Origin of the sequence: Nocardioides sp. ChNu-99 (assembly GCF_029493445.1) — a bacterium.
GTDB lineage: Bacteria > Actinomycetota > Actinomycetes > Propionibacteriales > Nocardioidaceae > Nocardioides.
The window spans coordinates 1-23,897 of the sequence record NZ_JAHWBL010000017.1 but is presented as its reverse complement, the minus strand read 5'-3'; the positions used below and the strand labels follow the sequence as shown (position 1 = coordinate 23,897).

Below are 23,897 nucleotides of genomic sequence, written 5' to 3'. Positions count from 1 at the left end.
TGCAGCGGGGCGACCTGCCGACGCACGGGGGACGCACCCTCGCCTACGTGTACGACGCCGGCCTCCCGGAGGTGGACCGCGTCGCGCGGGCCGCGGTCGCGGCGTACGCGGCCACGAACGGGCTCGACCCCACCGCCTTCCCGAGCGTGCTGGTGATGGAGAACGAGGTCGTGGGCGCCGCGTGCGACCTGCTGGACGCGCCGGACCCCGTCGTCGGCACGGTGACCTCGGGCGGCACCGAGTCGGTGCTGCTCGCGGTGCAGACCGCCCGCGACGCCCGGCCCGACCTCGCCGCGGCCGGGCTGCGGCCCCGGATGGTCGTGCCGTCGACCGTCCATGCCGCGTTCCACAAGGCGGCCCACTACTTCGGAGTCGAGACCGTGGTCGTGCCCGTCGGCCCGGACTTCCGCGCCGACGTGGCGGCCACGCGCGCGGCCGTGGCGGCCGACGCCGACCGCACGGTGCTCGTGGCGGTGAGCGCCCCGTCGTACGCCCACGGGGTGGTCGACCCCGTCGCCGAGGTGGCCGCGATCGCGGCGCGGAGCACGGCGTGCGCTGCCACGTCGACGCGTGCATCGGCGGGTGGGTGCTGCCCTACGCCGCGCGGCTGGGCCGGCCGGTGCCGCCGTGGACCTTCGCGGTGCCGGGCGTCACGAGCATCTCGGTGGACCTCCACAAGTACGCCTACGCCCCGAAGGGCACCTCGGTGCTGCTGCACCGCGACGCCGGGCTGCGCCGGCCGCAGCTGTTCGCGGAGGCGGACTGGCCGGGCTACACGATGCTCAACACCACGCTGCAGTCGACGAAGTCGGGCGGACCGCTGGCCGGGGCCTGGGCGGTGCTGCGCACCATCGGTGACGCCGGCTACCTGGAGCTGACCCGCACGGTGCTGGACGGCGTCGACCGGCTCGTGGCCGGGCTCGCGGACCTCCCCGGGCTCGACCTCGTCGCCGCGCCCGACTCGACCCTCGTCGCGGTGGCCGCGGACGGCTCCTGCGACGTGTTCACCGTGGCCGACGAGCTCGCGGCCGACGGCTGGCTGGCGCAGCCGCAGCTGTCGTACGCCGGGCAGCCGCCGACGCTCCACCTCTCCCTCAGCGCGGCCACCGACGTCGAGGGGCTGCTCCTCGCGCTGCGCCGCGCCGTCGACGCCGCGCGGGCCGCGGGCCCGGTCGCGCTCGACGACGAGGTGGTCGGCTTCGTCCGGGCGCTCGACCCCGCCACGCTCGACGACGCCGCGCTCGACGGGCTGCTCGCGGCGGTCGGCATGGGGGGCGGTGCCGACGGCGGCCTCGCGCTGCCGGAGCGGAGGGGCGAGGTCGACGCCCTGCTCGACGTGGCCACGCCCGCCCTGCGCGAGGCGCTGCTCACCGCGTTCCTCGACCGGCTGTCGCGACCCGTGCGCGGCGGCGGGTTCGACGGCGGGTTCGACGGCGGGGCCGACAGCCGCTGACGGCGGGTTCCGGCCGACCCGGCACGATGGCCTCCGTGGGCAGCCTGGACGCACTGGTGGAGAAGGGCCTCGTCGCCCCCGACTGGGCCGAGGCCCTGCGCGGGGTCGACCCGGCGATCGACGAGCGCATCGCCGCGATGGGGGCGTTCCTGCGCGAGGAGCTCGCCGCCGGGCGGCCCTACCTGCCGGCGGGCGACGCGGTGTTCCGCGCCTTCCAGCGACCGTTCGCGGACGTGCGCGTGCTCGTGGTCGGCCAGGACCCCTATCCCACCCCGGGCCACCCCATCGGGCTGTCGTTCGCGGTGGCGCCCGACGTGCGGCCGGTGCCGCGCAGCCTCGAGAACATCTACCGCGAGCTGCGCGACGACCTCGGCGTGCCGACCCCCGACCACGGCGACCTCACGGCGTGGGCCGACCAGGGCGTCATGCTGCTCAACCGCTGCCTCACGGTGCGCCCGGGCGCCTCGGCGTCGCACCGCGGGAAGGGCTGGGAGCACGTGACGGCGACCGCGATCACGGCGTGGGTACGGCGGGGCGGCCCCCGCGTCGCCGTGCTGTGGGGCCGCGACGCCCAGGGCCTGGCGCCGCACCTCGGCGACGTGCCGTCCGTCGCCTCGCCGCACCCGTCGCCCCTCTCGGCCAGCCGCGGCTTCTTCGGCTCCAAGCCGTTCAGCAAGGTCGACGCGCTGCTGCGCGAGCAGGGCGGCGAGCCGGTCGACTGGCGCCTGCCCGGCTGAGGGTCCGTCCCCGGTCGGGACGCGTGGACACCGCTCAGCCGTCGAGGGTGGAGAGCCCGGAGGCGTCGAGGTTGGCGCGGATGGTGCCGGCGATCGCCGCCAGCTGGCGCACCTGCTCGGGCGCGAGGCCCTCGAAGACCAGCTGGCGCACCGCCCGGACGTGACCCGGGGCGGCGGCGACGAGCACGTCGTAGCCCGCCGCGGTGAGCGAGCACTCGGTGACGCGGCGGCTGACGGGGCTCGGCGTGCGCGCGAGCCAGCCCCGGGTCTCGAGCTTCTTCACCACGTGGGACAGGCGCGAGAGCGACGCGTTGACCTGCACGGCCAGCTCGCTCATCGGCAGGCGCCGGTCGGGCACGGCCGACAGCATCGCCATCACCTGGTAGTCGAAGTGCGTCATGCCGGATTCGCCCTGCACCTGCGAGTCGAGGGCGGGGCCCAGCCGCAGGAGCACGCCGACGAGCGCCAGCCACGCCTCCATCTCGGCCTCGTCGAGCCAGGGTCCGTCGGTCACGGGCCGCACCCTACCCATGACACACACTTGAAGGTTCAACCAAACCGGCCTAGGCTGCCCCCGACCCAGGAGGAAGCCCATGACCGCCACCGCCGACCCGATGCCCGCCCTCTACATCGGGCACGGCGCGCCCCCGCTGCTCGACGACCCCGTCTGGTCGGGCCAGCTGGCGACCTGGGCGCGGGACCTGCCGCGCCCGCGGGCCATCCTCGTCGTCAGCGCGCACTGGGAGTCGGCGCCGGTCAGCCTCTCGGCCTCGGGCGCCCCCCTGGTCTACGACTTCGGCGGCTTCCACCCGCGCTTCTACCGGATGACCTACGCGACGCCGGACGCGACCGCGCTCGCCGTGCGGGTCGCCGCGATGATGCCGCGTACCCAGCCCGTGCACCAGCACGCCTCCCGCGGCCTCGACCACGGGGCCTGGGTGCCGCTGAAGATCATGTACCCCGACGCCGACGTGCCCGTCCTGCAGATGTCCCTGCCGACCGACGACCCCTACCGACTGCTGGCGCTGGGCGAGCGGCTGCGCCCGCTGCGCGACGAGGGCGTGATGATCGTCGGCTCGGGGTTCCTCACCCATGGCCTGCCGTTCCTGCGCGACTTCAGCATCGACGCGCAGGCGCCGGGCTGGTCGGTCGACTTCGACCTCTGGGCCGCCGATGCCCTCGCCCGGGGCGACGTGGACGAGCTCGCGGCGTACCGCACGAGGGCGCCCGGGATGCCCTACGCCCACCCGACGGTCGAGCACTACTCGCCGCTGTTCGTGACGCTCGGGGCGGCCGCGCGGGCCGACGAGCCGTCGGAGCAGCGCATCGACGGCTACTGGATGGGGCTCGCGAAGCGCTCGCTGCAGGTCGCCTGAGGCGCCACCCCCGGCGACCGGGGCCGTGGGAGGATCGCGCCCGTGAAGATCCTGTCGATCCAGTCGTCGGTCGCCTACGGGCACGTGGGCAACTCGGCGGCCACCTTCCCGCTGCAGCGCCTCGGCCACGAGGTGTGGCCCGTGCTCACCGTGCACTTCTCCAACCACACGGGGTACGGCGCGTGGCGCGGCCCGCTGCTGGCCCCCACCGACGTCGCGGAGGTCATCCGGGGCATCGGCGAGCGGGAGGTGACCGGGGCCGACGGGAAGCCGGTCAGCGTGCTGGCGACCGCGGACGCGGTGCTGTCGGGCTACCAGGGCGCCGAGGAGGTGGGCGCCGTCGTGCTCGACGCGGTCGCCCGGGTGAAGGAGCTCAACCCGCGCGCCGTCTACTGCTGCGACCCGGTGATGGGCGACGTGGGGCGCGGCATGTTCGTGCGGCCGGGCATCCCCGAGTTCATGCGCGACCACGTGGTCCCCCACGCCGACGTGCTGACCCCGAACCACTTCGAGCTCGACTTCCTCGCCGGCACGACGACCCGCACCGAGGACGAGGTGCTCGACGCCGTCGACAGCGTGCGCGACCGCGGGCCCCGCGACGTGCTCGTCACGAGCGTCATCACCGACGCCACGCCGGCCGGGTCGCTCGAGGTCGTCGCGGTCTCCGACGACGGCGCCTGGGCGGTGACGACCCCGCAGCTGCCCATCACGCCGAACGGGTGCGGTGACGTGACGTCGGCGCTCTACCTCGCCCACCTGCGCACCACCGGCTCGCCCCAGGTCGCGCTCGAGCGCACCACGTCGTCGGTGTTCAGCATCCTGGAGGCGACGATCGCCGCGGGCACGCGGGAGATCCAGCTCGTCGGGGCGCAGGCGTCCATCGCCAACCCGCCCGAGCGGTTCGCCGCGCGCCAGCTGCGGTGAGGGAATGCGCCGCCGCGTCATCTAGTTCATCTTTCAACTAGACCGACGAGGAGGCTCCCGATGCCTGCAGTGACCGTTCCCGACTGGACCGTCCTCCCCCGCACCGTCGCCGCCCTGCCCGGCGCGGAGGACCGCGCCGTGGTGAAGGTGACGACGGCCCCGCGGGGCTACGAGGGCGAGGGCTTCCCCGTGCGGCGCGCGTTCGCCGGCGTCGACGCCCGGATGCTCGACCCGTTCATCCACCTCGACCAGATGGGCGAGGTGGAGTACGCCCCCGGCGAGCCCAAGGGCACCCCGTGGCACCCCCACCGGGGGTTCGAGACGGTCACCTACATGATCGACGGGGTCATGGACCACCAGGACAGCCACGGCGGCGGCGGCTCGATCACCGACGGCGACACCCAGTGGATGACCGCCGGCTCGGGCCTCCTGCACCTCGAGGCGCCCCCGGAGTGGCTCGTCGCCCGCGGCGGGCTGTTCCACGGTCTGCAGCTGTGGGTGAACCTGCCGCGCGCCGACAAGTGGCTGCCGCCTCACTACCAGGACCTGCGGGCCAGCGAGGTCGGGCTCGGCACGTCGCCCGACGCCGGCGCGCTCATCCGGGTCATCGCCGGGGAGGTCGACGGCATCCGCGGCCCGGGCAGCACCCGCACCCCGATGGCGATGGTGCACGCGACCGTCACGCCGGGCGCCGAGCTCGTGCTGCCGTGGCGCACCGACTTCAACGCGCTGGTCTACGTGCTGAGCGGCGACGGTTACGTCTCCGGCTCGCGGCGGCCCCTGCGCAGCGGGCAGCTCGCGGTGCTCGGCCACGGCGAGACGGTCACCGTCGGCGCCGACCGCGTGCAGGAGTCGCGCCACGAGGCGCTCGAGGTCGTCGTGCTCGGCGGCGAGCCGATCCGCGAGCCGGTGGCCTGGATGGGCCCGTTCGTCATGAACACCCGCGCCGAGGTGGCCCAGGCGTTCGAGGACTTCGGCAAGGGCCGGCTCGGCACCATCCCCACGGTGCCCCACGCCGACGTGCACGGCGAGATCACCGAGCCCTGAGGCCCCCGGCGGGCGGGACGCGCGACCCCCTACGATGGCCGCGCGTCCCGGCCGCCCCGCGTCCGGCCGCGCCGGTGTAGCTCAGTCGGTAGAGCGCTTCTCTTGTAAGGAGGATGTGAGCGACGGTTCTGGCCCGTGGTTGACACGCCGCCGCTGCGGCTGACAGCCATCGTGACAGCCATCCCGATCGAGTGCAGCCATCCCGCCGCGTTAGCTCAGCTGGTAGAGCACCGCTCTTGTAAAGCGAAGGTCGTCGGTTCGAGTCCGACACGCGGCTCCACGAACCGTCGGCGCGTCAACCTACGGTCGGCGGGCATGAGCGAGAACCGACCTCGCCCTCTGTGGGCGGACCTGACGATGGAGTCGTCGCGTGAGGAGGTGCTGGCGGCCGTAGCCGAGACCGAGGAACGGCTGGCCAGGACCCGCGAGCACATGAAGACCGTCGTGTTCCCCGACGTCCCGGAGGGCTACGAGGGTTGCGTGTGGAGCACCTGCGGGACGGTCCGGGCGCACTACGGGAAGACTGCCGACGAGACCGACCCGCACATGATCGCGCAGCGCGCGGCCGGCGAGGAGGACCAGTCGCCGCCCGAGGACTGGGTGCCGTGAGCCGGTCGCTGTCGGCGGCCGGGCGTACGGTCCCCGGCATGGACACCCAGCTCGCACCTGGGCTCTCCGACGAGCAGCGCGCCATGCTCGAACTCGAGGGGACCCGGTTCAAGTATCCAGGCCGCAAGGACACCGTCATCCGCGAGATGTTCGACCTCTCCCCTGCGCAGTTCGCCCAGAAGATCAACCACCTCATCGACCAGCCCGAGGCGCTTGTGTGGGACCCGGTCGAGGTGAACCGGCTCCGGCGCCTCCGCGACGCCCGCAGCAAGCAGCGCAACGGGTCGACCTGGCCCGGACGTCGCTAGCCGTGCTCGCTCGCCCGCAACACGCCTGGGTCGACCCGACCGCACGGTGGGGCGTTGACACCGCGCGGCCCGGCCTGTTGCTCTGGTGGGACCGGACGGCTAGCGGCGGCTGGTGGGCGTTCGTCGGCTGGGCCGAGGTCGGGGCCCGGGCGCACGGCGCGTCGCCGCGGTGGAAGGTCGGGTGGCTGCCGGCCGGGTGCGTGAAGAAGGTCGAGGGGCCGACGCCGCCAACGGACTTCTCGTGGGCGAGGCCGGCGGGCGTCGCTGGTTCTGACGATCCGGTCTGATTTGTGGTTGACACAAATGTTTGTGTCTGACAGAATTGCAGTCATGCAGGTACGGATCACGCGGTCGGCTCGCAAGCACCGCATCGGCAACGCCCACATCATCGAGGCGATGACCGACGCAGGCGAGCCCACCACCGACGGCGACGCTCTCGTCTACGTGGGTACCGACTCGCGCGGCGTCGAGATCGAGGTCGTCGCCGTCCCCGACGACCGCCGACCCGGCGGCCTCGCCATCATCCACGCGATGCCGACCCAGTACCGAGCATGAACCCCGCGGGGGGCAGCACGATCCCTCTCACACGCCCTGGAGGTAACCCGCATGACCAGCAACCGCATCACCCCTGACACCGTCGCCGTCGAGGTCGACCTCGACGAGGAGCCCATCACCCTCCCCGACGGCACCGTGCTCGACGAGACCGCCGCCGAGGCATACGGCAAGGCGGTCGCCGACCGCGCCGCAGCCACCCGCAAGCGCGGCCGGCCCTCCCTGACCGGCCCGGGCACCCACTCGCCCCAGGTGAGCGCCCGGATCACACCCGAGCTGCAGGTCGCGGTGAACGAGCTCGCCGACCGGGAGGGTGTCCGGTCCTCCGAGATCATCCGCCGCGCACTCGAGGACTACGTCGCCAACCACTGACAGCGCCACTGACTGAACCCCAGGGCTTAACTCCGCGAAGATGAAGGCTGGCGCTTAACCTCGCGGCATGCCCGTCACCGTCACGATGGCCCACGGCCCGGAGCGCTACCCCGACCGCGACGTGGAGTCCGCCCGCGTCACTGCGACCGCCGAGACGTACGCCGAGGCGCGCGACGACGCGCGGTCGCAGATCCCGGACGGGCACTTCGTCTACTGGCTCGACCGGGACTAGCAGGAGCTGGCGCGGGCCGCATGAGGACGGTGCAGCCCGGGCACCAGTGCTGTAGGCCCGGGCCGCGGGTCGAGCAGAGGCTCGCGGCCCGGGCCCCTCAACGCGACCCGCTGCAGCAGAGGAACAGCGGGGCGAGCCCAGCGGAGCAACGCTAGAAGGTCGACGCAAGAGGGGGCCGTGGAAGGCCCGCGAGAGGTGGATCATCCAGTGACAGAGGCTGCCCATCTGGAACTCGTGGCCGAGGTCGTCGCGGCGCTGCAGCAGGACCACGAGTACCGAGCCGTGGTGCCGGCCGACGACCCCACGCGGGTGGAGGCCGTCCGCGCCGCAGGCAGGGCCGCCGGCCGCCGGCTCAGCTGGAAGGTGCAGACCCTTGCTGTCGGCCTCGGTGGGGGCGAGGTGCTCGTCCACGTCCTGGTGATGAAGTCGACCCCTGAGCGCGATGCCGCGGCTGCGAGGCGACGAGAGGCAGCCAAGAGGGAGGCGCTCACGCGGCTCGACGGCGCCGACAACGACGAAGGGCCCCCGCCACCCCCTGCGTGAGGGGATGACGGGGGCGCGGTCGGCGCGGCGGCTCAGCCGTCGTCGTCTGGGATGGGCGCGATGTTCTCGCAGGCGGGGTCGTCGCACGTGTGGCCGGCCTCGTCGTACCAGCCGTCACGCCACTGCCCGTCGTTGAACGAGACGTCCTCGCCGGCGTCGTAGCAGGAGTACCGGTGGCCCGGGTAGTCCGTGCAGTGCGCCGCGCGGGGGCCGCGCTCGCCGCACGCACCCGGCCGCGGCCCGCTCACGACGGGGCGCCCTGGCGCGGCGACGGGTTCGCCGCGAGCGCGCGCACCAGCTTGTGCCGGACCAGGAACCGCTCGACCTGCGGGATCGCCATGATGCGCGCTGCGGCCGAGGCGACCCCAACGATGACGGCCGACGCTGCGAGCAGCACAGCGCGGACGCCCGCGGGCATGGACTCGCCAGCCTCCTCGAGCACGATGCTCACGATCTCGGGAACTACAAACCCGAGCACCGGCACGACGGCGAGCGTGGTCTGCAGCGCGGTGCGCGCCGTCGCGCGCCAGGGCCGGCGGACCTGGGTCGGGTCGCTGGCCCGGTGCTGGCCGCCCATCAGGCGCCCTTCCGGATCTTGAGCGACCGGATGTAGCCGAGCTGCCGCTCGCGGCCGTCGACGGTGTCGTTCTCGCCGCGGCGTGCGGCGGCGGCCTTCTGCTCGGCCTTCCACGTGTACGCGGCGTCGAGCTGCGCGACGGTTAGGGGCGCGCGGAGCACCGCGACCTTTGCCTTGTTCGCCGCGGTGGGGCGCGCCTCGGCCGTCTCCTCCGCGGCGAGCCAGCGGTCGACGCCGATCTTCGCGAGCGGGCCGAGGGTCGCGGGTCGCGCCGGCGCGGCCGTCAGCTGGCGCGCGACGGCGGCACGGAAGGCGTCGAGGTCGAGCTTGCCCGGATCCCACTTCCCGGTCACCGAGGTCTCGCGGTGCCCGCGCTGCGCCGCGGCGCTCGTCCCGAGCACGCGGGCGAGGACGACGCCCACCTTGACCATCGCGGCGTGCTGCGCCGCAGACCAGCCCTCGGAGCCCGTGTTGTGACACTCCACCCCCACGTACAGGGTGTTGGCGTCGCCAGCGGCCACGGTCCCGGACGCCCGCGCCTTGCCGCCGTGGTTCGCGCGGCCGGCAGCGAGGACGTAGACGGTGCCGTCGCGGCCGATCGAGAGCTGGCACAGGGGTGCGGGGAGGTCGTTCTCGGGGCGGCCGGTGTGGGCGAGCCAGCGCGCGTACGCCGCGCCGTCGTCCTCGCCGCCCGTGTGGTGCCAGAGGACGCCGACGGGGCGGAAGGCGCCGAGGCGCTTGTTCCGGCGCCAGTTGCCGACGAGGGCGACCTCGCACCCGGCGGCGGTGAGCCGGGCAGGAAGATCGGCGGGGAGCGCGGTGAGCGCCATGGGTGCCTCCTGGTGGGGGTGGGCGGATACGACGAAGCCCGCCGCGCGGACCTGCGGGCGGGCTACGGTTCAGCGGTGAAGTGGGTGACGAAGGCTCAGGGGCTCGTCGTGGCGGCCGCTCTCGTGGCGGGGTGCAGCGGCGAATCGAGCGACGGCGGCGAGGCGGACAGCACGCCGAGCGCGTCAGCGAGCCCGCAGGAGCAGGAGACAACGGACGAGGTCGAGACCGCCACGCCTGAACAGCTCGCGTCGATCATCGCGGGCGGACAGAGCGACTGGCGCGCGGTGATCGACACCGCCTCGGGCTGCCGTCTGCTGTGGACCACGGCGTACCGCAACACCGACCCGGCCGTCGACCTCGAAGCGAAGTCCTGCTACATGCGCGAGATCGTCCTGAACTCGACGTCGGGGGACGCGCTGTACGAGATGGAGGCGCTCACCCCGCCCGAGTCGATGGAGGACCTCGTGAGCGAGACGGAAGCCGTCCTGCGCGAGATCTCCACCGCGGACCTCGAGCCGGACTGCGGTCCCCCGCTCGAGCTGCCCGCGACCTCCACCCGCTGCAACCAGACGCTCGGCGAGCTGTACGTCGCCTACCTCGACCTCGAGGAAGCCCTCGACTCGTGGACGCCGTACCTCTGAGCGCGGCCTAGGACGAGCGCAGTGGACGTCGAGACCTGGATTGCAGGTGGCGGGCTGCTCCTGTCGGGCGTTGCCGGGGCCGTCGCCGTGTTGGCGCTGCGGGCGAGCAACCGCAGCGCCACGGCGGCTCAGCAGTCGGCCGCCGCGGCGCGCGACTCAGCCCACGAGGCACGGCGGATGCGTGAGCTGGAGGAGCAGGCCGCGTTGCTCGCCAGGGCTCCTGTTCTGACCCTGGGCCACGACGGGGGACGGCACGGCGAGACTGGGCGCGCGAAGATGTGGGTTACCGCACACCGCGACCTGGATGAGCTCGTCGTCGAGCTGGTGGTTGACGCGGATGAGCCCGGGATGAACGCGGCCCAGTGGATCTCCAACGTCGAGCTGCCCTCGACGATGGGCCACACCGGCCCCCTGCGGCTCGGCCCCGCTGAGGCCGGCACCCGCATGGTCTTCTGGGCCTGGCCGCTGGGTGCTTGGCGGGGGCGCAGCGTCCGTCTGCGGTGCGTCGCCCTCTACGACGGGGACATGTGGCCGCCGGTGCTCGTCGAGACTCAGGGGCCGTCAGGGCCGCCGCGTGTGGTGTTCGCGTGACCGTGGCCTGGCGTGGGTGGTGCTGCGGGGGCGCGGGTGCGTCTGCATGCGGCGAAAGCCCGCCGGGCGAGGTGCGGGGCGGGCTAGGTTCTGCGCTATGTCGACGGGGATCGAGCTGCCATCGGTGCAGTCGCTGCTGATCAGGATGTTTGTGCGCGGGCAGGTGTTGTCCATCGGCACGGCGTTCATGGTGCACCGCGACGGGGCGCACTGGTTGGTGACGAACCGCCACAACCTCGCCGGGCGTCGTAGCGACACCAACGAGCCGATGAGTCCGACCGCCGCAGTGCCGGACACAGTCCAGGTCGCCCACAACGTGGCCGGGCATCTCGGCGCCTGGCAGTTCACGGACTACCCGCTCTACGACGCCGAGGGCCGGCCGTTGTGGCTGGAGCACGCGCAGTTCGGCCGGGCCGTCGACGTTGTGGCTCTGCAGATCGCTTCCGACCCGAACCTCATGTTCTTTCCGCACAGCCTGGAACCCGGCGATCCCGAGGTGCTGATCCAGGTCACCACCGACGTCCACGTGGTCGGCTTCCCGTTCGGGATCACATCGGGTGGAGCCCTTGCCGTTTGGACCAGGGGCTCCGTGGCGTCGGAGTACGGCTTCGACCTCAACGACCTGCCTGCGTTCCTGATCGACGCACGCACCCGGCCCGGGCAGTCGGGGTCTCCGGTGCTGTTCCACTCGACGGGCGTCAACGCGGTACCGACCGCGACGGCCATGATCATGGGCGGAGGCCCGATCACGCGGTTCCTCGGCGTCTACTCCGGCCGCATCAACAACGAGAGCGACCTCGGTGTCGTGTGGCGCGCACGTGCCGTAGGCGACGTCATTTCACGGGGCGTGCGGCCGGACTCGAACTGACGAGACCGGGGCGTCAGGCAATCTCGCCGTAGTGGGCTTTCATCGCGGTGTAGACCGCGGTGCGCTCGGTGGCGTCGAGCACGCGGTCCCAGGCGAGCAGCTCGGCGTAGTCGACGGGCCCGGCTGCCGAGCTCGCTCGAGCGAAGAAGTCGGGGGCCGCGCTGGGCGTCCACGTGCCGCCTCCTGCGACGGTGGTGGTCTCGGTGGCGTTGATGCGCACGAGGCCCCCGGTACCGGTGCCGGTGACCTCGAACAGCACGAAGACGAAGCCTGCGACGAAGGGTGTGGCGATGTGGTTGCCGGTCGTGAGGCCGGTGAGGGCGAACTGACTGCCCACCCGCTGCAGTCGGGCACCGGATGCCTGGACGCCGTCGAGTCCCGCGTTCACCGCCCCGCCCAGCCGAACGACGGCCGCCATCGTCTTGTGGGCGGCCACGCCCGCATCCTTCAGCGACGCCTGCGCCGTGGTGTACGTCAGCCGCACGAACGTGCGACCGGCCTCGGTGGTGACGACGGCGGTGCCGGCGTCGGCGGTCTTGGTCAGGGCACGGCCGACGGATCCGATGTCGGGCCAGGAGGTGAGGGCGCCGTCGTCGAGGCGTTCGGCCACGAAGCGGCGCTGGTAGTCGGTGACGCCGGCGCTGTGCAGCGGCGGGGGGTCGATCGGGCCGGGCCCGACGGTGGCGCGGGGAACGATGATGCCGACTCCGGTCATGCGGTGGCCCAGCCCTTCGAGAGGTAGGTGCGGTGGACGATGCGGTTCAGCGCCTTGTAGCCGGACTCGTTCAGGTGCAGCGAGTCGCGGCGCAGGCTGGTGGGGGTGACGCCGTTGGCGATGTCGGTGGTGTCCTGGGCGGTGGGGTTGACCCCGATTGAGGTCATCAGCTCGGCGCTGCGGAGCATGGCGTAGACCGGCACGTAGACGGTGGGGAACGCCTCGCGGATGAGGGTGTTGAGCGCGTCGATCGGTGCCCGGGCGGCGCTGGCGTAGGGCTCGGTGGCGTCCGGGGGGACGTCCCACACGAGCGCGTGGCGCCGTGCGATGGGGCCGGCGTAGTCGAGCATCGCGCGGATCGCGGTCACGGTCGGGGCGTGGTTGCTCGTGACGTTGGCGCCGTTGCGGCCGCAGCCGATGATCGGCCAGCAGTCGCGGTAGCGCTCGCCGGTCTGGAAGGCGGTGGGGATGACCACGGTGCCAGCGGTGTTCAGCGGCACCGGGACGGGCAGGCCAGGAGTCGTGCGGGTGAAGGTGGCCTGCGCAGTCTCGCCGCTGGTGCCGGTGATGAGCATGGTGCCGCGCACGCCGAGGACCTCGCCCTCGACGCTGAGAGTGGCGATGATGCCGGGCAGCCGGTCGAGGGTCATCGTGACCGACCCGGCGGCGGGGATGGTGTTGCCGGTGACCGCGGTGACGAGCGCCGGCGCACCGCCCTGGCGTGCCGCGACCTGCGCGGGGGTGCGGCCGCCCCACCCGAAGGTCAGCACCGGTCGGTCCAGCAGCGCCTCGAGGTCGGTCTCGGTGGGCTCGGAGTCCTGGGTGAGGGAGTCGCCCCAGCGCACGACCGGGGTGGTGCGGGCGACGTCGGCCATCAGCTGGTCGAAGTCGGGGTAGCGGGTGCCGTCCTTGCGGATGCCCATGCCGATGCGGCGCCGCCCGTCGGGGTCGGCGAACGAGACCTTCCACGCCCACTCGTCGTCGGCGTCGAGCTGCTCGTAGGTGCCGCCGGCGAACTGCGCGCCGGACCCGTCGCGCTTCCACCGCATGCCGTAGACCTCGTCGCCGTCGAGTTTGATGCCGAGCTCGCCGTCGGCCAGATCGGGGGCGTCCTCCCGGGTCAGGAGCCCCTCGCCCTCAAGCGCCTTCTGCGCCGCAGCGGTCGCGGCCTCCTGAACAACCTCGGGATGCTCGATCAACGTGTCGCGGGCTGCCTGCTGGGCAGCAGGAACGACGCCTGCAACCCGCTCGGCCGCTTCGAGGGCCGCGGCCTGGGCTGCAACCCGCGCAGCTTCGATCTGGGCGCCTGTGACATCGGCCCCCGGGCCGGGCTCGCCCTTGTCCCCCTTCTGACCGCTGATGACGCCGAGGTCGATGGTCCCGACGACTGTGGTGATCTCCAAGCGCATGAGCTGGCTCCTCAGGGGGTCTCGACGGTGACGGAGCAGAGCAGGCCGCCCCAGGCGACGACGACGATCACGGGATTCGCGGTGGTGTCCTTGATGAGCAGGCGCCACGGGTAGACGCCCGGCGGGATATCGGTCTGCTCTGCCGCGGCGACGGCCTCGAACTCCCCCACGCCGGCGGTCACGTTGAGGGGCACGAGGTATGTGTTCCCGTCGGGGTCGGCGGGGTCGATCACGCCGCCCTCGAACACGATCCCCGGCGCGGTGAGGTCGACCAGGCCGCCCGCGTCGTCTCGGACGTTGATGACCGGTCCCACCCGCCACGTAGTGCCTGCGTACGCGAAGCCACGGCAGGCGTAGCCGATGGCGGGTGATCGGTTGGCGAGGTCGGCGAGTCCGGCCATGGTCAGTCCTCACTCTCGATGAGCCGGCTCGACGGGACCGAGGCCGGTGGGGCTGTCGGGGTGCCGTCGAGGCGGCGGCGGAGGTCGTTGATCTGGGCGAGCATCTCGGCGGTCACGGCCGCGAGCTCCCGGGCGTGCTTCTCGTCCTGCTCGCGCAGCTCGCGGGCGTGGGCCTCGGCCTGGTCGCGCAGCTGCTGGCGGAGGTCGGTGATGTCGGTCTTGCGGGACTCCGACAGTTCGCGGACCTCCTGCAGCGTCTCGCGCAGCGTCGTCACGGTGATGTTCTCCGTCTCGGCGCGCAGGTGCGCGGTCTGGGCCTGGGACGCCGGGTGCTCGACCTTCCCGAACTTCACCCAAGCCAGGACACCGCCGGCGAAGAGGCCGAGGGCGCTGACGACGCCGGTCGTGATCTGCAACCACATGGGCATCAGGCGCCTCCGTGTCGTCGGTCGTGCTCGCGGCGCACGCGCAGCACCTTGCGGAGTGTCCAGAGGTGGACGCAGATCAGGGCGGCGAGGCCGCCGTACACCGCGACGGGGTACGGACGGCTCGTGGGCAGCCCGAGCGCGGTGAAGTAGGCGATGAGGAACCCTGCCGTCAGGGCGAGGTCCCAACCGAGGAGCAGGAACAGGCCGACGACCTCGAGCGGCACGGACCGGGGCTTGGAGCGGAGCCCGTCGGCGAGGAGCAGCCCGCCGATCAGGGGCACCCAGCCGGTGAGCGGCGCCGCGGCTGGCCCGAAGATGCGCTCCAGCGAGGTGGCGGTCCCAGCCGACAAGATCAGGACCCCGGCGAGCGCGCCGATGCCGGCGTGTACCCACAGCAGCCCGATCCGGTTCGTGTTCTCCCACGTGGCCTGCGCGGTCGCGAGCTCGTGCTCAGCCGCGAGGGTCTCGACCTGGCGCTCGAGCCGGTTGAGGGGCTCGTCGCCCCGCCGCGATGGGGAGTCACGTTCGGCCGTCATCAGCGCCCCCCGCTCATGCCCGTGAGGCGTGCAAGGTCCTGCTGCTGGCGCCGGCTGGCGGGCGTGCCGAGCGTGAGGCCCATCGTCTCGCCGTCGTCGTCGTAGTCGGCCTCGGTGATGCGCACGACGTCTCCCTTCTCGCGGATCCGGGCGGTGTAGCCGGGCTTCATCTCGCAGGGGTCGATGAGGGTGCCGGTGTGGCGGTCCACGACCTTCCGGCGCACGCGGGCAGTTCCGGACGGCGTGGGGGTGTTGAGCAGGGCGAGACGCAGCTGACCGGCTCGTTCGGCGTTGGCCGCGGACCCCATGCCGGCCCGCAGGGAGATGGTGGGCGCCGACTTGATCCGCTTCGCCTCGTCGAGCGCGGGGACGGAGGTGGTGACGCGCCGCGACTGGGTCCGGCCGAGGGTGTCGGTCCACTCGACGACGATCTCGTTGCACAGCTCGACGTCGCCGCCGGTGAGCTCGACGCTGTCGGCGGCGGTGGAGAGGGCGTAGCGGTGGGTGGAGCCCCACGACCGCCATTCCGAGCGGATCCCCCGTCCGGGCACGGTCTCGAGGATCATCCAGATCATGTCCGGCTCGACCGCCATGAGCTGCTCGTACTCGTCGCGCGCGGTGACGGCGTCGGTGAACACCATCTGGTCGATGTGGTACGGGTCGGCCGGCGCTTCGATGTAGGCCAGGTCGCCGCTGCACAGCGGCAGGAGGCGCCCGACGATGTCGGCGGCGACCTCGTGGGCGAGGACGTAGCTGGGTGAGGTGTAGGCCGTGGGAGGGACCCGGTTGCCGTACCGGTCGAGGCGGATGCCGGTCACAGCGATGTTCGTGAAGAACGACCACGTCTTGCCGTCGGGCACGACCGCGTCGCCGTTGGTGCGCACCAGGCGCAGCGCGATGGTCTCGACACCGAGCGGCGGGTGGCCCTCCCCCGCGCCGGCGACGCGGACCTGCTGGATCCACGTCGTGTTGATCTCGTCCGCTGACCCGATGTGCGCTGCTCCGTCGGGAGGGGTCCACACCAGCTGGGTGCGGTACCCGGTGTCGTACTTCCCCGACTTCAACGTCATCACGATCGACGCGAACTCCTGGCGAGCGTCCCCGAGGCGCCGGTACGCCATCGCGGCCTGGATGCCGGCGCCGTCGATCTCCTCGCCCTGGTTGAAGCCGACGAGCAGACCTTCGGCGCCGCCGGTGGGGACGGGCTCGATCGAGGCCATCGCGCCGGCTGGGACGGACCGGGACCCGTCGCGGACCCACGCACCGAGCTCGGTGTCGATCCCCACCCAGGCGGTGGCCTTGTCGCTGGCCAGCGCGGCGTTCCCGGCGGCGGTGAGCTGCCACGACTGTCCGTTGCGGCCGTCGAGCGGCCCGGGGGCCTCGGTCCATCCCTCCCACAGGGTCTCTCCGGTGCGGGGGTGGGTGATGTAGATCCGGTCGGCCGGCCCGAGGTCGGTGAACGCGTCCCGCGGGAGGGCGAGGGTCATGGACGCCCGCTGGAACCCGCCGGGCGCCACGGTGGAGAACGACAGCCGCGAGGCGGCCTGGGTCACGACTCGGCGGGTCTGCCCGTCGTCGATCACGACACCGACTCGACTCACCGGCGCCCACCTCCTCCGCTCGTCGACGTGCCCTGCAGGCCGTTGCCCTGTGCGTTCACGAGGCGCCGGGGTCGAGGGCCGTGGACGGCAGCCACAGGTACCGCGGCCGGTACGAGATCTCGACCTCGGTCTGCGCCTCCGCCGAGTCGGGCCACCCGGACATCGCGGTCTGCAACAGGACGGTCAGCTGGTTGACCGATCCGGGGGTGATGACGGGGAACTCGCCTCGGGGGATGTCCTGCTCGGACAGGCCCATCGCGGACCCGTCGGCCCCACGCACCATCAGCGTCTCGGCGGCGCCGTCGACCACGAGGCGCTGGTCGACGCCCACCCCGGACCCGGGGTGGGCCAGCAGCATCGAGGAGGACCGGATTCCCGGCCCGTCGAGGGGCAGCGCGAGCATCCCCCCGAACCGCGCGGTCCCGACCCCACGCCAGGCGTAGACGCTGGCGTCGTAGCCCGACACGACGTCATCGACCGTGAGGCTCGAGGTGTCCACCCCCGCCGGCCAGGTCAGGTCGGCCAGAGCCGCCCACGTCGCGAACCCGTCGGGCGGCGCCGAGTTGTGCGGCCCTACCCGCACCCGCTTCGTCCGCAGCCGGAAGTCGTTGGCAGCGTCGAAGTACGCGGTCGACTCCACGGTGCCCATCCGGCCGAGCATCTGGTAGCGGCCCGCCTTCACCACCCCACGAGTCGGCGCACGACCCTCGATGCCCAGCCACTTCCCCGACGTCCGCTGGGCCGCCTCGAGCGGGGTAGCCCGGTACCCCGACCCCGGCCACGCCGGGTCCGCAGTCACTGGGCCGGCCCACCCGGACGAGCCCCCCTGGTTCAGGTTCGCGAGGTCCCACCACACCGGCGCCGCGGCCCGCTCCCGGGTCGAGGCGACCATGTGCAGCATCAGGCGGCGCACCCCGAGCAGACCGCTCGCAGAGCGCAGCGACACGGTCAGCGGCGCCGGCACGTCACCGAGCGCCGAGGGGAGCGTCACCGTGCAGCCGCCGTCGTGGGGGTCGTTGCCGAGCAGCGGCAGCGTGGTCGTGATCCTCTCCCCCTCGGCGAACGGCGCGACCGGGATCTGCACGTCGAGGAACCATGTGGCCTTGCGGGTCGGGTCGGCGTACACCCGGGACATGTCGAGCGACCCGGGCGACCCGACGAAGGTGCGGTAGAAGATCGGCTCAGCGGACGGTGAGAGTCGGAACATGAGCACCCCGGGCCGCAGCACGTGCCGGGCGACCTCGGAGAGGACCTGCTGGGTGCGGAACGACGGCCCGTGGATGACGAGCGGGAATCGCAGCACCCGCCCTCCCCATGCACGACCGGCCGCGTCGGCCGGACCGGTGAGCTCGGGCGACCCGAAGTCCCACCCGTTCGCCGCGGGGTACGTCTCGGTCGACGCGACCTCGAACGTCTCCTGGTTGAACGAGAACATCACCCGGGCCCCGGGGTCGGCCGAAGCGAGGTACTGCACGAGGGGCCACCGGTCAGGCACCCGTCACACCCCCACTCGGTCGCGTGCCCAGTCGTCCATCGCCTGGTCCTTGAAGCCGCGGCGCACCGCCTCGTTGATCTCCTTGGCCACCTGCTTGTTCCCTTCGGCGATGCCGTCGCGCACCGCGCGCTGGATCTCGTTGGCGCTGGCCCCGTGCCCCGTCGGCGCGGCGACGACCGTCGTGGTCGTGGAGCCTGGGCCGCCGCTCCACGGGACGGCGCGCTCGGCGGCGCGGAGGCCGCCGTCGGCGTACTTCTCGAACCGACCCCCGAAGATGTCCGCGACCTGGCCGAGGATCGACTCAGCCCGCCCGCGGCGCCAGTCGTCGGCCAGCGGGATGTACGCCTCGCCCTTGGTCTCGGGCTCGGACCAGATCCGCATCTGGCCGCCCGGCCGGGTCAACTCGGGCAAGTGCCCGTCGGCGTGGTCTCCGAAGCCGCCAGCCGCGAAGGCAACCGCGGTGTGCGTCCGTCCGACCCGGGAGAGGATGCCGCCGTCGGCCTCGAACCGGGCCCCGCCCGGTGCCGTCTGGTAGACCTTCGTGTTGCTGCGGCTGACCGCCACACCCTCGGTGCGGTAGCGGGTGATGATGTCGTGGTAGGTCCGCGGGGGGAGGCTCCGGATGAGGTCGATCCACCGCCGCACGCCGCTCTCCGCTGCGCCCTTCTGGAGGATGAGAAGGGTCTGCCGGTCTCCCTCGAGGAGGTTGTACCGGTCGGCGACGGCCTCGGCTGCCTCCACGGTCTGCGGCACACCGTTGATGCGGATGTACGTCTGGACGGCGGGGGGCAAGTTGTTGAAGGAGTCCAGGAGTAGCGCCGACTGGGTGCGCGTCGCCTGCAGCTGAGTACCCACCTGCGACGCGGAGAGGCCGGCGACCCGAGCCCACTCCTCGGCAATCGCCGGGGCTGCGCCCATCTCACGAGCGATCCCGTAGAGCTCGGTGCGAGCCTGCTGCAGTCCAGCTGCCTTCTCAGCGGGCGGTAGTGAGTCGACGAGCTCCTGGGTCGCCCGGCCGATGGCCGTGAGCTGCGTCAGGTTCGCCTGACCCGCAGCGGTGTTCTCGTCGAGCGTCAGGCCATTGGTTGCGATGGACTCCTGGAGCCCATCCAGCGCTTGCTCGTACGCGACCACCGCGTCAACGGCATCCAACTGGTCCGTCCACGCCGCCCAAGCCGTCGAGAGCCTCTCAACCGCGGCCGCTGCGTCGTCGAAGCGGTCTGCGGCGATGCCAGTGGCGTCGATGATGGCCTGCTGGTCCAGCTGAGCCCGGTTGTACCCGCCCCGCAACTCCTCGATCTGGTCGAGTAGATCCTTGGCCGCCCGCGCCTCGTCGGTGAGCTGCTGCTCACGGACCTCACCGCTGAAAGCGTCGTACAGCTCGAACGTGCCGCCGGCGACCGTGGCCTTCAGCGAGGCGACGGCCGCCTCACTGCCCATGACGGCATCGGTGAGGTCGTTCATCGTCAGGCCCTGCTCACGCGCCGCGTCCGTGAGCCCCTCAGCAGCGATGCGCTGCTGGACCGTGTTGCGGGTGGACTCGGTAGCGGCACCGGTCTGCTTGTTCAGCGTGGACCGGACGGCCTCGGCGAACTGCGCGAGATCGGCCTGGTGCTGAGCCGCGGCGTCAGACGCTGCGGACAGATCGAGCAGGGCGCCGACACTGGCGCCCACCGCGCCGCCGAACGGGCCGGCCATCAGACCCATGAGGCCGAGGCTGACGGTGTTCGTGATGCCCAACCCGTCAGCGGCACCGGTCGCGGCAACGGCGATGCCGCCGAGGGCGGCGCCCCCGACGGCGAGCTTCCCCAGCGTGCCGCGCAGCCGCTCGGCCTGGGTGCGCTGGGCCGCCATCTGCTGGGTCAGCGGGCCCATCTGGCGAGCCCAGATGCCGCCGCTGGCTGCAGCGGCCTGGTAGTCCGAGCGCAGGTTGCGGAGTCCGGACCCCGTCTGGCGAAGGGTGCCGACGAACTGGCTACCCATCACGGCCTGGGTGCCGCGGGTCGCCCGCGCCAGCAGCGTCATGGCCGCCGCCGTCGCGATCAGCGGGGTACCGACGTCGCTGTCGGCGACGGCCGAGAACGCCTTGGCCAGGGCCTCAACGATCTCGAGCACCGGGCCACCGAGAGGGGCTATGGCCACCACGAGATCGGTGATGGCCCCGGCGATCGCGGCGGCGGTCTCGGCCACACGGGGGCCGTTGTCGCGAACGTACTCGGCGAAGTCCTGGAACCCCTGGGAGTCCTCGAGCTCGGAGGACCACCGGTCGAAGTCGTCGGCCTGCTCCGCGAGCCAGTCACCGAAGTCGCGGTTGAGGGGCTGAAACGCCATCCACATGTTGGCGAAGCCGTGGGTGACATCGCCCGCGATGGAGGCGACGTCGCTAAGGGTCGGTCCGGCCTCGCGCTCGAGGAAGTCGAAGAACTCGAACCACCGGTCGCTGTTGAGGCTGTCGATCCCGTCGGCGACCTCGACGCCAGCCGCCTGGGCGATGCCGTAGAGCAAGGTCTGCACCCGTGCGAGCAGGGGGTCGAGCTCGGTGAGCTCGTCGGTGAACTGGGGGAAAAAGCCGCCTGCTGCAGCGGAGCGCATGCCGCCGATCTGGTCACGGAGCAGCCCGATGGTGCCCGCGAACCGGCTCGCCTCCGGAGAGAGCTTCGACAGCTCGTCGTGCATCTTGACGAGGTTGTCGCCGGTCGGGTCGAGCGCGTACTCGTTGACCGCCTTCACAGCGTCGCCGACGCCCTGGAACGCGACGGCGATGGTGCCGACCGCGGCGACCGCGATGCCCGCCTGCGCGGCCAGCCCCGTGAGAGCCGGGACGGCGACTGCTCCGATGGGTGCAGCGGCGGGGCCGACCAGGAACAGCGCGTCGAGCAGCAGACGCACACGCCCGGAGGCGCGGTCGAACTCGTTGCCCAGCGTCTGGGTGCTCCGGTTCGAGACAACGAGCTGCTGGTTCGAGTTGCTGAGCACCTGGTTCTGCTGGTTCAGCAAGCCGTTGTGCGAGGTCAGCTGCTGGTTCAGCGACTGCAGCGACAGGGCGTTGCGGTCCGCCTGGCTCGTGTTCTGTCCGAGCAGGCCGGTGTGGGCAGCGAGGTGCTGGTTGAGGTCCTGCAGCGACTGCGTCTGGCGGTCCGACTCGGCAGCCTGCTGGGCGGAGCGGCGGTTGAGAGCCTCCAGCGCCCGGTCCGTCGCGGCCGCCTGCGCCGCGATCCGCGCAAGGGGCCCGCTACCCCGGTCCTCGACCTCGAGAACGATCCGCTCACGACGAGTTGCCACGTCTCCTGCCCCCTTGGCTCCGTTTTTCCGACGCAGCCACCGGTGGCGTCGAGGCGTCGTAGGGTCGTTGCATGCGCGTTGTAGTGGGGGTCGCGGTCGGTATCGCTTTGCTGCTGTTCTCGGGCGCGGCGCTGCTCACCTTGCTCCCGAGCGACTCACGTGGGTACGACTGCGGCACCTGGATCTCGCCGGCCTTCGACTCGTCGGACTCCAGGTACGCCGTGTCGCTAGTTGGGCGCGCTGACGCAGAGCAGCGCTCCGGCAACGCGACCAACGCCGACGGCCTACTACGGGAAGCCCAGATGCTGACCGAGGCGCACCTGGAGTGCGATGAGTCGCTGGCCGACCGGGAGGTGTGGTCGCTGGTGACCTTCGCAGCGGGGGCCCTGGTGCCGCTGGGAATGATCGTGATCGCAATGGCGGTGCGCCCCCGAGGGGCGCGGGGACCTGAGACGTTGGCGGGTCTGCCGCCACGGGGCTAGCCCCCCGTGTCGACGCCTGGCGGGGTGAGGAACCGGTCGTCGGGGTTGACGTCCTCGTCGGCGATCCAGATGGTGACGCCGTCGCTGTAGTGGAACGGGTGGTCCGGAGAGCGGTCCTTGGCCCACGACTCCTCGGTGCCGTCGTGGTAGGGCGCGTCCTTGTGCAGCTGGGCGTAGAGCGCCTCGGTGGCTTCCCGCTCCCGGGTGGCGTAGCAGATCGTGCGCTGCGCGAACCACTCCACATTCGGGTCGGAGCACTTGCTGCGGGGCTGCCCGCAGCGGGGGCAGGTGTCGCGCTTCTTCTCCCAGCGGGCTTCCCACCAGCCGCGCTCGTCGTCGGTGAGCGCGTACCACTCCTCGGCGGTGCGGCCGAGGGCCTCGGCGAGCTCTAGGTCTCGCTCGAGGAGCGGTGAGCGATCAAGGACCGCACGTCTTTTGGGTCGGCGGCCTGGGCCCGGTTGAGTCCGGTGGCGATGACGTACATCTGCTCGAGGTCGCTGTCCGGGATGTCGCGGAGGAACGCCTTGAGCTCGCTCTCAGACATCGCCGGCTCGGCGATGGTCCGACGGTCGGCGTCGTGGTCGACGTAGCCCAGCAGCGCGGCGGGGAACCGGTCGGTGTCGTAGCCGAGCTGCTGGTCGCGGCGGTTGCCGTCGCGGGGCGGGTACTTGGCGACGAGGTCGCGCCACCTACCGGAGCCGATGTCGTTCAGCACGACCTTCGTTCCGTCCGCCTTGGCGGCCTCGAGGGCGTCGGCGTACGCCTCCCACGCGGCGAGGGGATCGACGGCCTCGTCGGCGGGGACGCTGGCGCCGTTCTTGTTCTGGACCTCGGCGATGGCCTCGGCCTGCTCGGCCTTGGCGCGCAGCTCGTCCAGCTGCTCCCAGACGTCGCCGTCGAGGATGACGTGGGTGTCGGTGCGGGGCTTGATGCGGGACATGGTCTCTCCTGGCCGGGTGGTGCCGGGTTGGTACCCGCCGCCGGCAACCCGGCAGAAGCCGGCGGCGGGCGCATGGTGGGCCTGGGCCCGTCGGGTCAGGCGGTGGGCAGGATCGGCACGTTGAACGCGGGCGCCGACACGATCGACACGGGCTGCGTGAACGCGTACACGCCGGCGGCGTCGGTGGCGGTCTTGCCGGGGATCTTCGTGCCCAGCTGCACCGGCACGACGTCGACGAACTGGCCGGCCGTGAGGTCGGTGGTGATCGTGACGTCCTGGCGGCGCCACAGGAACCCGAGGAGCTGGTCCTGCAGCGTCTCCCACGCCTTCTTGCCGTCCGACCCGGCCGCGGCCTGCGGCTCCCAGGCCGACACGAGGTCGGACATCGAGTAGGTCGTGGAGCCGTTGACCTCGTAGTCGTCGGCCTCGCAGAGCCGCGCGGGGAGGGTCACGCGCGCGGTGGCGCCGTTGATGCCCTCCTGGTCGCGGAACAGGTGGCAGGTGATGTTGAGGCCGGTGATCGCGGTGAGCTCCGCGAGGGTCGGCGTCTTGATGTTCGCGATGGCGGGGGCGAACCCCCAGGAGTCCATCGTGAGCGCGCGCCGCTGCTTCGGCTTGAGGGGGGTGACCATCTCAGGCGCCGTCCTTCCCGTTGTCGTCGTTCTCGAGCGCGGCGACGAGGTCGGGCTTGAGGCCCTTGCCGTCGACCGCGATGTGCTGGTCCTCGGGCCGGTCGGCGTTGCGGCGCTCGATCTCGGTCTTGAGGTCGGCGACGCTGCGGTCGCTGTACCCCTTCTCCTGCTCGGCCGCCGGCTCCGGCGTGGCGTACACCGGCGGGAGCGGGACACCGCTGGGGTCCAGCGGGTCGGTGTCGAGGAGGGTGTAGCCGTCGGGGACGGCGTCGTACTGCCGGCGGAGCACGGTCAGCTCGTGACCGGTCTCCTTCT

The 23,897-nt window shown here is 72.3% G+C and carries 33 protein-coding genes and 1 tRNA gene; 16 read left to right on the top strand and 18 right to left on the bottom strand.

All coding sequences use genetic code 11. The features are described 5' to 3' along the window. Positions 1-43: 43 nt before the first annotated feature. Both KK617_RS07845 and KK617_RS07840 read right to left on the bottom strand, forming a co-directional pair. The gene (locus tag KK617_RS07845) at positions 44-352 is read right to left on the bottom strand and encodes a hypothetical protein (RefSeq protein WP_277499299.1); all 309 of its coding nucleotides are present in this window, start codon (positions 350-352) and stop codon (positions 44-46) included. Positions 353-361: 9 nt separating this feature from the next. Then, a complete protein-coding gene (locus KK617_RS07840; RefSeq protein ID WP_277499297.1) occupies positions 362-562 on the bottom strand; it encodes a hypothetical protein in 201 nt (66 codons plus the stop codon). Between KK617_RS07840 and KK617_RS07835 the strand changes: the two genes are divergently transcribed. Continuing rightward, positions 551-1,453, top strand: a complete 903-nt coding sequence (locus KK617_RS07835) for a hypothetical protein (RefSeq protein WP_277499295.1) — start codon at positions 551-553, stop codon at positions 1,451-1,453. The genes KK617_RS07840 and KK617_RS07835 overlap by 12 nt on opposite strands. 35 nt (positions 1,454-1,488) lie before the next feature. Next, positions 1,489-2,190 (top strand): uracil-DNA glycosylase, encoded by a 702-nt coding sequence (locus tag KK617_RS07830; protein ID WP_277499293.1) that lies wholly within the window; start codon positions 1,489-1,491, stop codon positions 2,188-2,190. 34 nt (positions 2,191-2,224) lie between these two features. Here KK617_RS07830 and KK617_RS07825 read toward each other — a convergent pair whose 3' ends face one another. Next, positions 2,225-2,704 (bottom strand): MarR family transcriptional regulator, encoded by a 480-nt coding sequence (locus tag KK617_RS07825; protein WP_277499291.1) that lies wholly within the window; start codon positions 2,702-2,704, stop codon positions 2,225-2,227. A 79-nt stretch (positions 2,705-2,783) separates the two neighbouring features. On the opposite strand from KK617_RS07825, the gene KK617_RS07820 reads away from it, so the two are divergent. From KK617_RS07820 to KK617_RS07775, 10 genes are all read left to right on the top strand, one after another. After that, on the top strand, positions 2,784-3,566 hold the full coding sequence (locus KK617_RS07820) for a class III extradiol ring-cleavage dioxygenase (RefSeq protein WP_277499289.1): 783 nt from the start codon (positions 2,784-2,786) through the stop codon (positions 3,564-3,566). Between the two features lie 42 nt (positions 3,567-3,608). Continuing rightward, positions 3,609-4,490, top strand: a complete 882-nt coding sequence (gene pdxY / locus KK617_RS07815; protein WP_277499288.1) for a pyridoxal kinase PdxY — start codon at positions 3,609-3,611, stop codon at positions 4,488-4,490. 60 nt (positions 4,491-4,550) lie between these two features. Beyond that, positions 4,551-5,537, top strand: a complete 987-nt coding sequence (locus KK617_RS07810; protein ID WP_277499286.1) for a pirin family protein — start codon at positions 4,551-4,553, stop codon at positions 5,535-5,537. Positions 5,538-5,741: 204 nt separating this feature from the next. Continuing rightward, positions 5,742-5,817: transfer RNA gene (locus KK617_RS07805), tRNA-Thr, on the top strand. Positions 5,818-5,852: 35 nt separating this feature from the next. Further along, the gene (locus KK617_RS07800; protein ID WP_277499283.1) at positions 5,853-6,146 is read left to right on the top strand and encodes a hypothetical protein; all 294 of its coding nucleotides are present in this window, start codon (positions 5,853-5,855) and stop codon (positions 6,144-6,146) included. 38 nt (positions 6,147-6,184) lie between these two features. Beyond that, complete coding sequence (locus KK617_RS07795) at positions 6,185-6,454, top strand: DUF3263 domain-containing protein (protein ID WP_277499281.1); 270 nt, start codon at positions 6,185-6,187, stop codon at positions 6,452-6,454. 330 nt (positions 6,455-6,784) lie between these two features. After that, positions 6,785-7,009 carry a hypothetical protein gene (locus KK617_RS07790; RefSeq protein ID WP_277499279.1) on the top strand — a complete coding sequence of 75 codons (225 nt, stop codon included), beginning with the start codon at positions 6,785-6,787 and terminating at the stop codon, positions 7,007-7,009. A gap of 51 nt (positions 7,010-7,060) precedes the next feature. After that, positions 7,061-7,378, top strand: coding sequence for a ribbon-helix-helix domain-containing protein (locus tag KK617_RS07785; protein WP_277499277.1), 318 nt, complete (start codon positions 7,061-7,063; stop codon positions 7,376-7,378). 67 nt (positions 7,379-7,445) lie between these two features. Beyond that, positions 7,446-7,610, top strand: coding sequence for a hypothetical protein (locus KK617_RS07780; protein WP_277499275.1), 165 nt, complete (start codon positions 7,446-7,448; stop codon positions 7,608-7,610). Between the two features lie 177 nt (positions 7,611-7,787). Beyond that, complete coding sequence (locus KK617_RS07775) at positions 7,788-8,153, top strand: hypothetical protein (RefSeq protein ID WP_277499273.1); 366 nt, start codon at positions 7,788-7,790, stop codon at positions 8,151-8,153. A gap of 32 nt (positions 8,154-8,185) precedes the next feature. Here the strand turns inward: KK617_RS07775 and KK617_RS07770 are convergent, their stop codons facing one another. The 3 genes from KK617_RS07770 to KK617_RS07760 are packed head-to-tail and all read right to left on the bottom strand — an operon-like array spanning position 8,186 to position 9,560. Continuing rightward, positions 8,186-8,401: a hypothetical protein gene (locus KK617_RS07770; RefSeq protein WP_277499272.1), complete on the bottom strand. Its 216-nt coding sequence runs from the start codon at positions 8,399-8,401 to the stop codon at positions 8,186-8,188. Continuing rightward, positions 8,398-8,730, bottom strand: a complete 333-nt coding sequence (locus tag KK617_RS07765; protein ID WP_277499270.1) for a hypothetical protein — start codon at positions 8,728-8,730, stop codon at positions 8,398-8,400. Before KK617_RS07765 ends, KK617_RS07770 begins: the two co-directional genes overlap by 4 nt. Further along, on the bottom strand, positions 8,730-9,560 hold the full coding sequence (locus KK617_RS07760) for an N-acetylmuramoyl-L-alanine amidase (protein ID WP_277499269.1): 831 nt from the start codon (positions 9,558-9,560) through the stop codon (positions 8,730-8,732). Before KK617_RS07760 ends, KK617_RS07765 begins: the two co-directional genes overlap by 1 nt. 75 nt (positions 9,561-9,635) lie before the next feature. On the opposite strand from KK617_RS07760, the gene KK617_RS07755 reads away from it, so the two are divergent. The 3 genes from KK617_RS07755 (at position 9,636) to KK617_RS07745 (ending at position 11,661) form a co-directional block, all read left to right on the top strand. Continuing rightward, a complete protein-coding gene (locus KK617_RS07755; protein ID WP_277499268.1) occupies positions 9,636-10,202 on the top strand; it encodes a hypothetical protein in 567 nt (188 codons plus the stop codon). Between the two features lie 21 nt (positions 10,203-10,223). Then, entirely contained in the window at positions 10,224-10,793 is a 570-nt protein-coding gene (locus KK617_RS07750) for a hypothetical protein (protein ID WP_277499267.1), read from the top strand. A 97-nt stretch (positions 10,794-10,890) separates the two neighbouring features. Further along, entirely contained in the window at positions 10,891-11,661 is a 771-nt protein-coding gene (locus KK617_RS07745; protein ID WP_277499266.1) for a serine protease, read from the top strand. A gap of 13 nt (positions 11,662-11,674) precedes the next feature. On the opposite strand, the gene KK617_RS07740 is transcribed toward KK617_RS07745, so the two are convergent. The 8 genes from KK617_RS07740 to KK617_RS07705 are packed head-to-tail and all read right to left on the bottom strand — an operon-like array spanning position 11,675 to position 21,528. Further along, entirely contained in the window at positions 11,675-12,376 is a 702-nt protein-coding gene (locus tag KK617_RS07740) for a hypothetical protein (protein WP_277499265.1), read from the bottom strand. Next, positions 12,373-13,785, bottom strand: a complete 1,413-nt coding sequence (locus KK617_RS07735; protein WP_277499264.1) for a hypothetical protein — start codon at positions 13,783-13,785, stop codon at positions 12,373-12,375. Before KK617_RS07735 ends, KK617_RS07740 begins: the two co-directional genes overlap by 4 nt. Positions 13,786-13,796: 11 nt before the next feature. Next, positions 13,797-14,186, bottom strand: a complete 390-nt coding sequence (locus KK617_RS07730) for a hypothetical protein (RefSeq protein WP_277499263.1) — start codon at positions 14,184-14,186, stop codon at positions 13,797-13,799. Positions 14,187-14,188: 2 nt separating this feature from the next. Further along, positions 14,189-14,608, bottom strand: coding sequence for a hypothetical protein (locus KK617_RS07725; RefSeq protein WP_277499262.1), 420 nt, complete (start codon positions 14,606-14,608; stop codon positions 14,189-14,191). A gap of 5 nt (positions 14,609-14,613) precedes the next feature. Continuing rightward, positions 14,614-15,150, bottom strand: a complete 537-nt coding sequence (locus KK617_RS07720) for a hypothetical protein (RefSeq protein ID WP_277499261.1) — start codon at positions 15,148-15,150, stop codon at positions 14,614-14,616. Beyond that, positions 15,150-16,751, bottom strand: a complete 1,602-nt coding sequence (locus tag KK617_RS07715; RefSeq protein ID WP_277499260.1) for a hypothetical protein — start codon at positions 16,749-16,751, stop codon at positions 15,150-15,152. Before KK617_RS07715 ends, KK617_RS07720 begins: the two co-directional genes overlap by 1 nt. 55 nt (positions 16,752-16,806) lie before the next feature. Continuing rightward, entirely contained in the window at positions 16,807-18,246 is a 1,440-nt protein-coding gene (locus tag KK617_RS07710; RefSeq protein ID WP_277499259.1) for a hypothetical protein, read from the bottom strand. A gap of 3 nt (positions 18,247-18,249) precedes the next feature. Further along, on the bottom strand, positions 18,250-21,528 hold the full coding sequence (locus tag KK617_RS07705) for a hypothetical protein (protein WP_277499258.1): 3,279 nt from the start codon (positions 21,526-21,528) through the stop codon (positions 18,250-18,252). A gap of 71 nt (positions 21,529-21,599) precedes the next feature. Between KK617_RS07705 and KK617_RS07700 the strand changes: the two genes are divergently transcribed. After that, positions 21,600-22,010, top strand: a complete 411-nt coding sequence (locus KK617_RS07700) for a hypothetical protein (RefSeq protein ID WP_277499257.1) — start codon at positions 21,600-21,602, stop codon at positions 22,008-22,010. On the opposite strand, the gene KK617_RS07695 is transcribed toward KK617_RS07700, so the two are convergent. From KK617_RS07695 to KK617_RS07680, 4 genes are all read right to left on the bottom strand, one after another. Continuing rightward, the gene (locus KK617_RS07695; RefSeq protein ID WP_277499256.1) at positions 22,007-22,252 is read right to left on the bottom strand and encodes a hypothetical protein; all 246 of its coding nucleotides are present in this window, start codon (positions 22,250-22,252) and stop codon (positions 22,007-22,009) included. The two genes, KK617_RS07700 and KK617_RS07695, sit on opposite strands and share 4 nt — an antisense overlap. A 146-nt stretch (positions 22,253-22,398) precedes the next feature. Beyond that, the gene (locus KK617_RS07690; protein WP_277499255.1) at positions 22,399-22,950 is read right to left on the bottom strand and encodes a hypothetical protein; all 552 of its coding nucleotides are present in this window, start codon (positions 22,948-22,950) and stop codon (positions 22,399-22,401) included. Positions 22,951-23,045: 95 nt separating this feature from the next. After that, a complete protein-coding gene (locus tag KK617_RS07685; protein WP_277499254.1) occupies positions 23,046-23,582 on the bottom strand; it encodes a hypothetical protein in 537 nt (178 codons plus the stop codon). A 1-nt stretch (position 23,583) separates the two neighbouring features. Then, a partial coding sequence (locus tag KK617_RS07680; protein ID WP_277499253.1) for a hypothetical protein occupies positions 23,584-23,897 on the bottom strand: 314 nt, incomplete at its 5' end.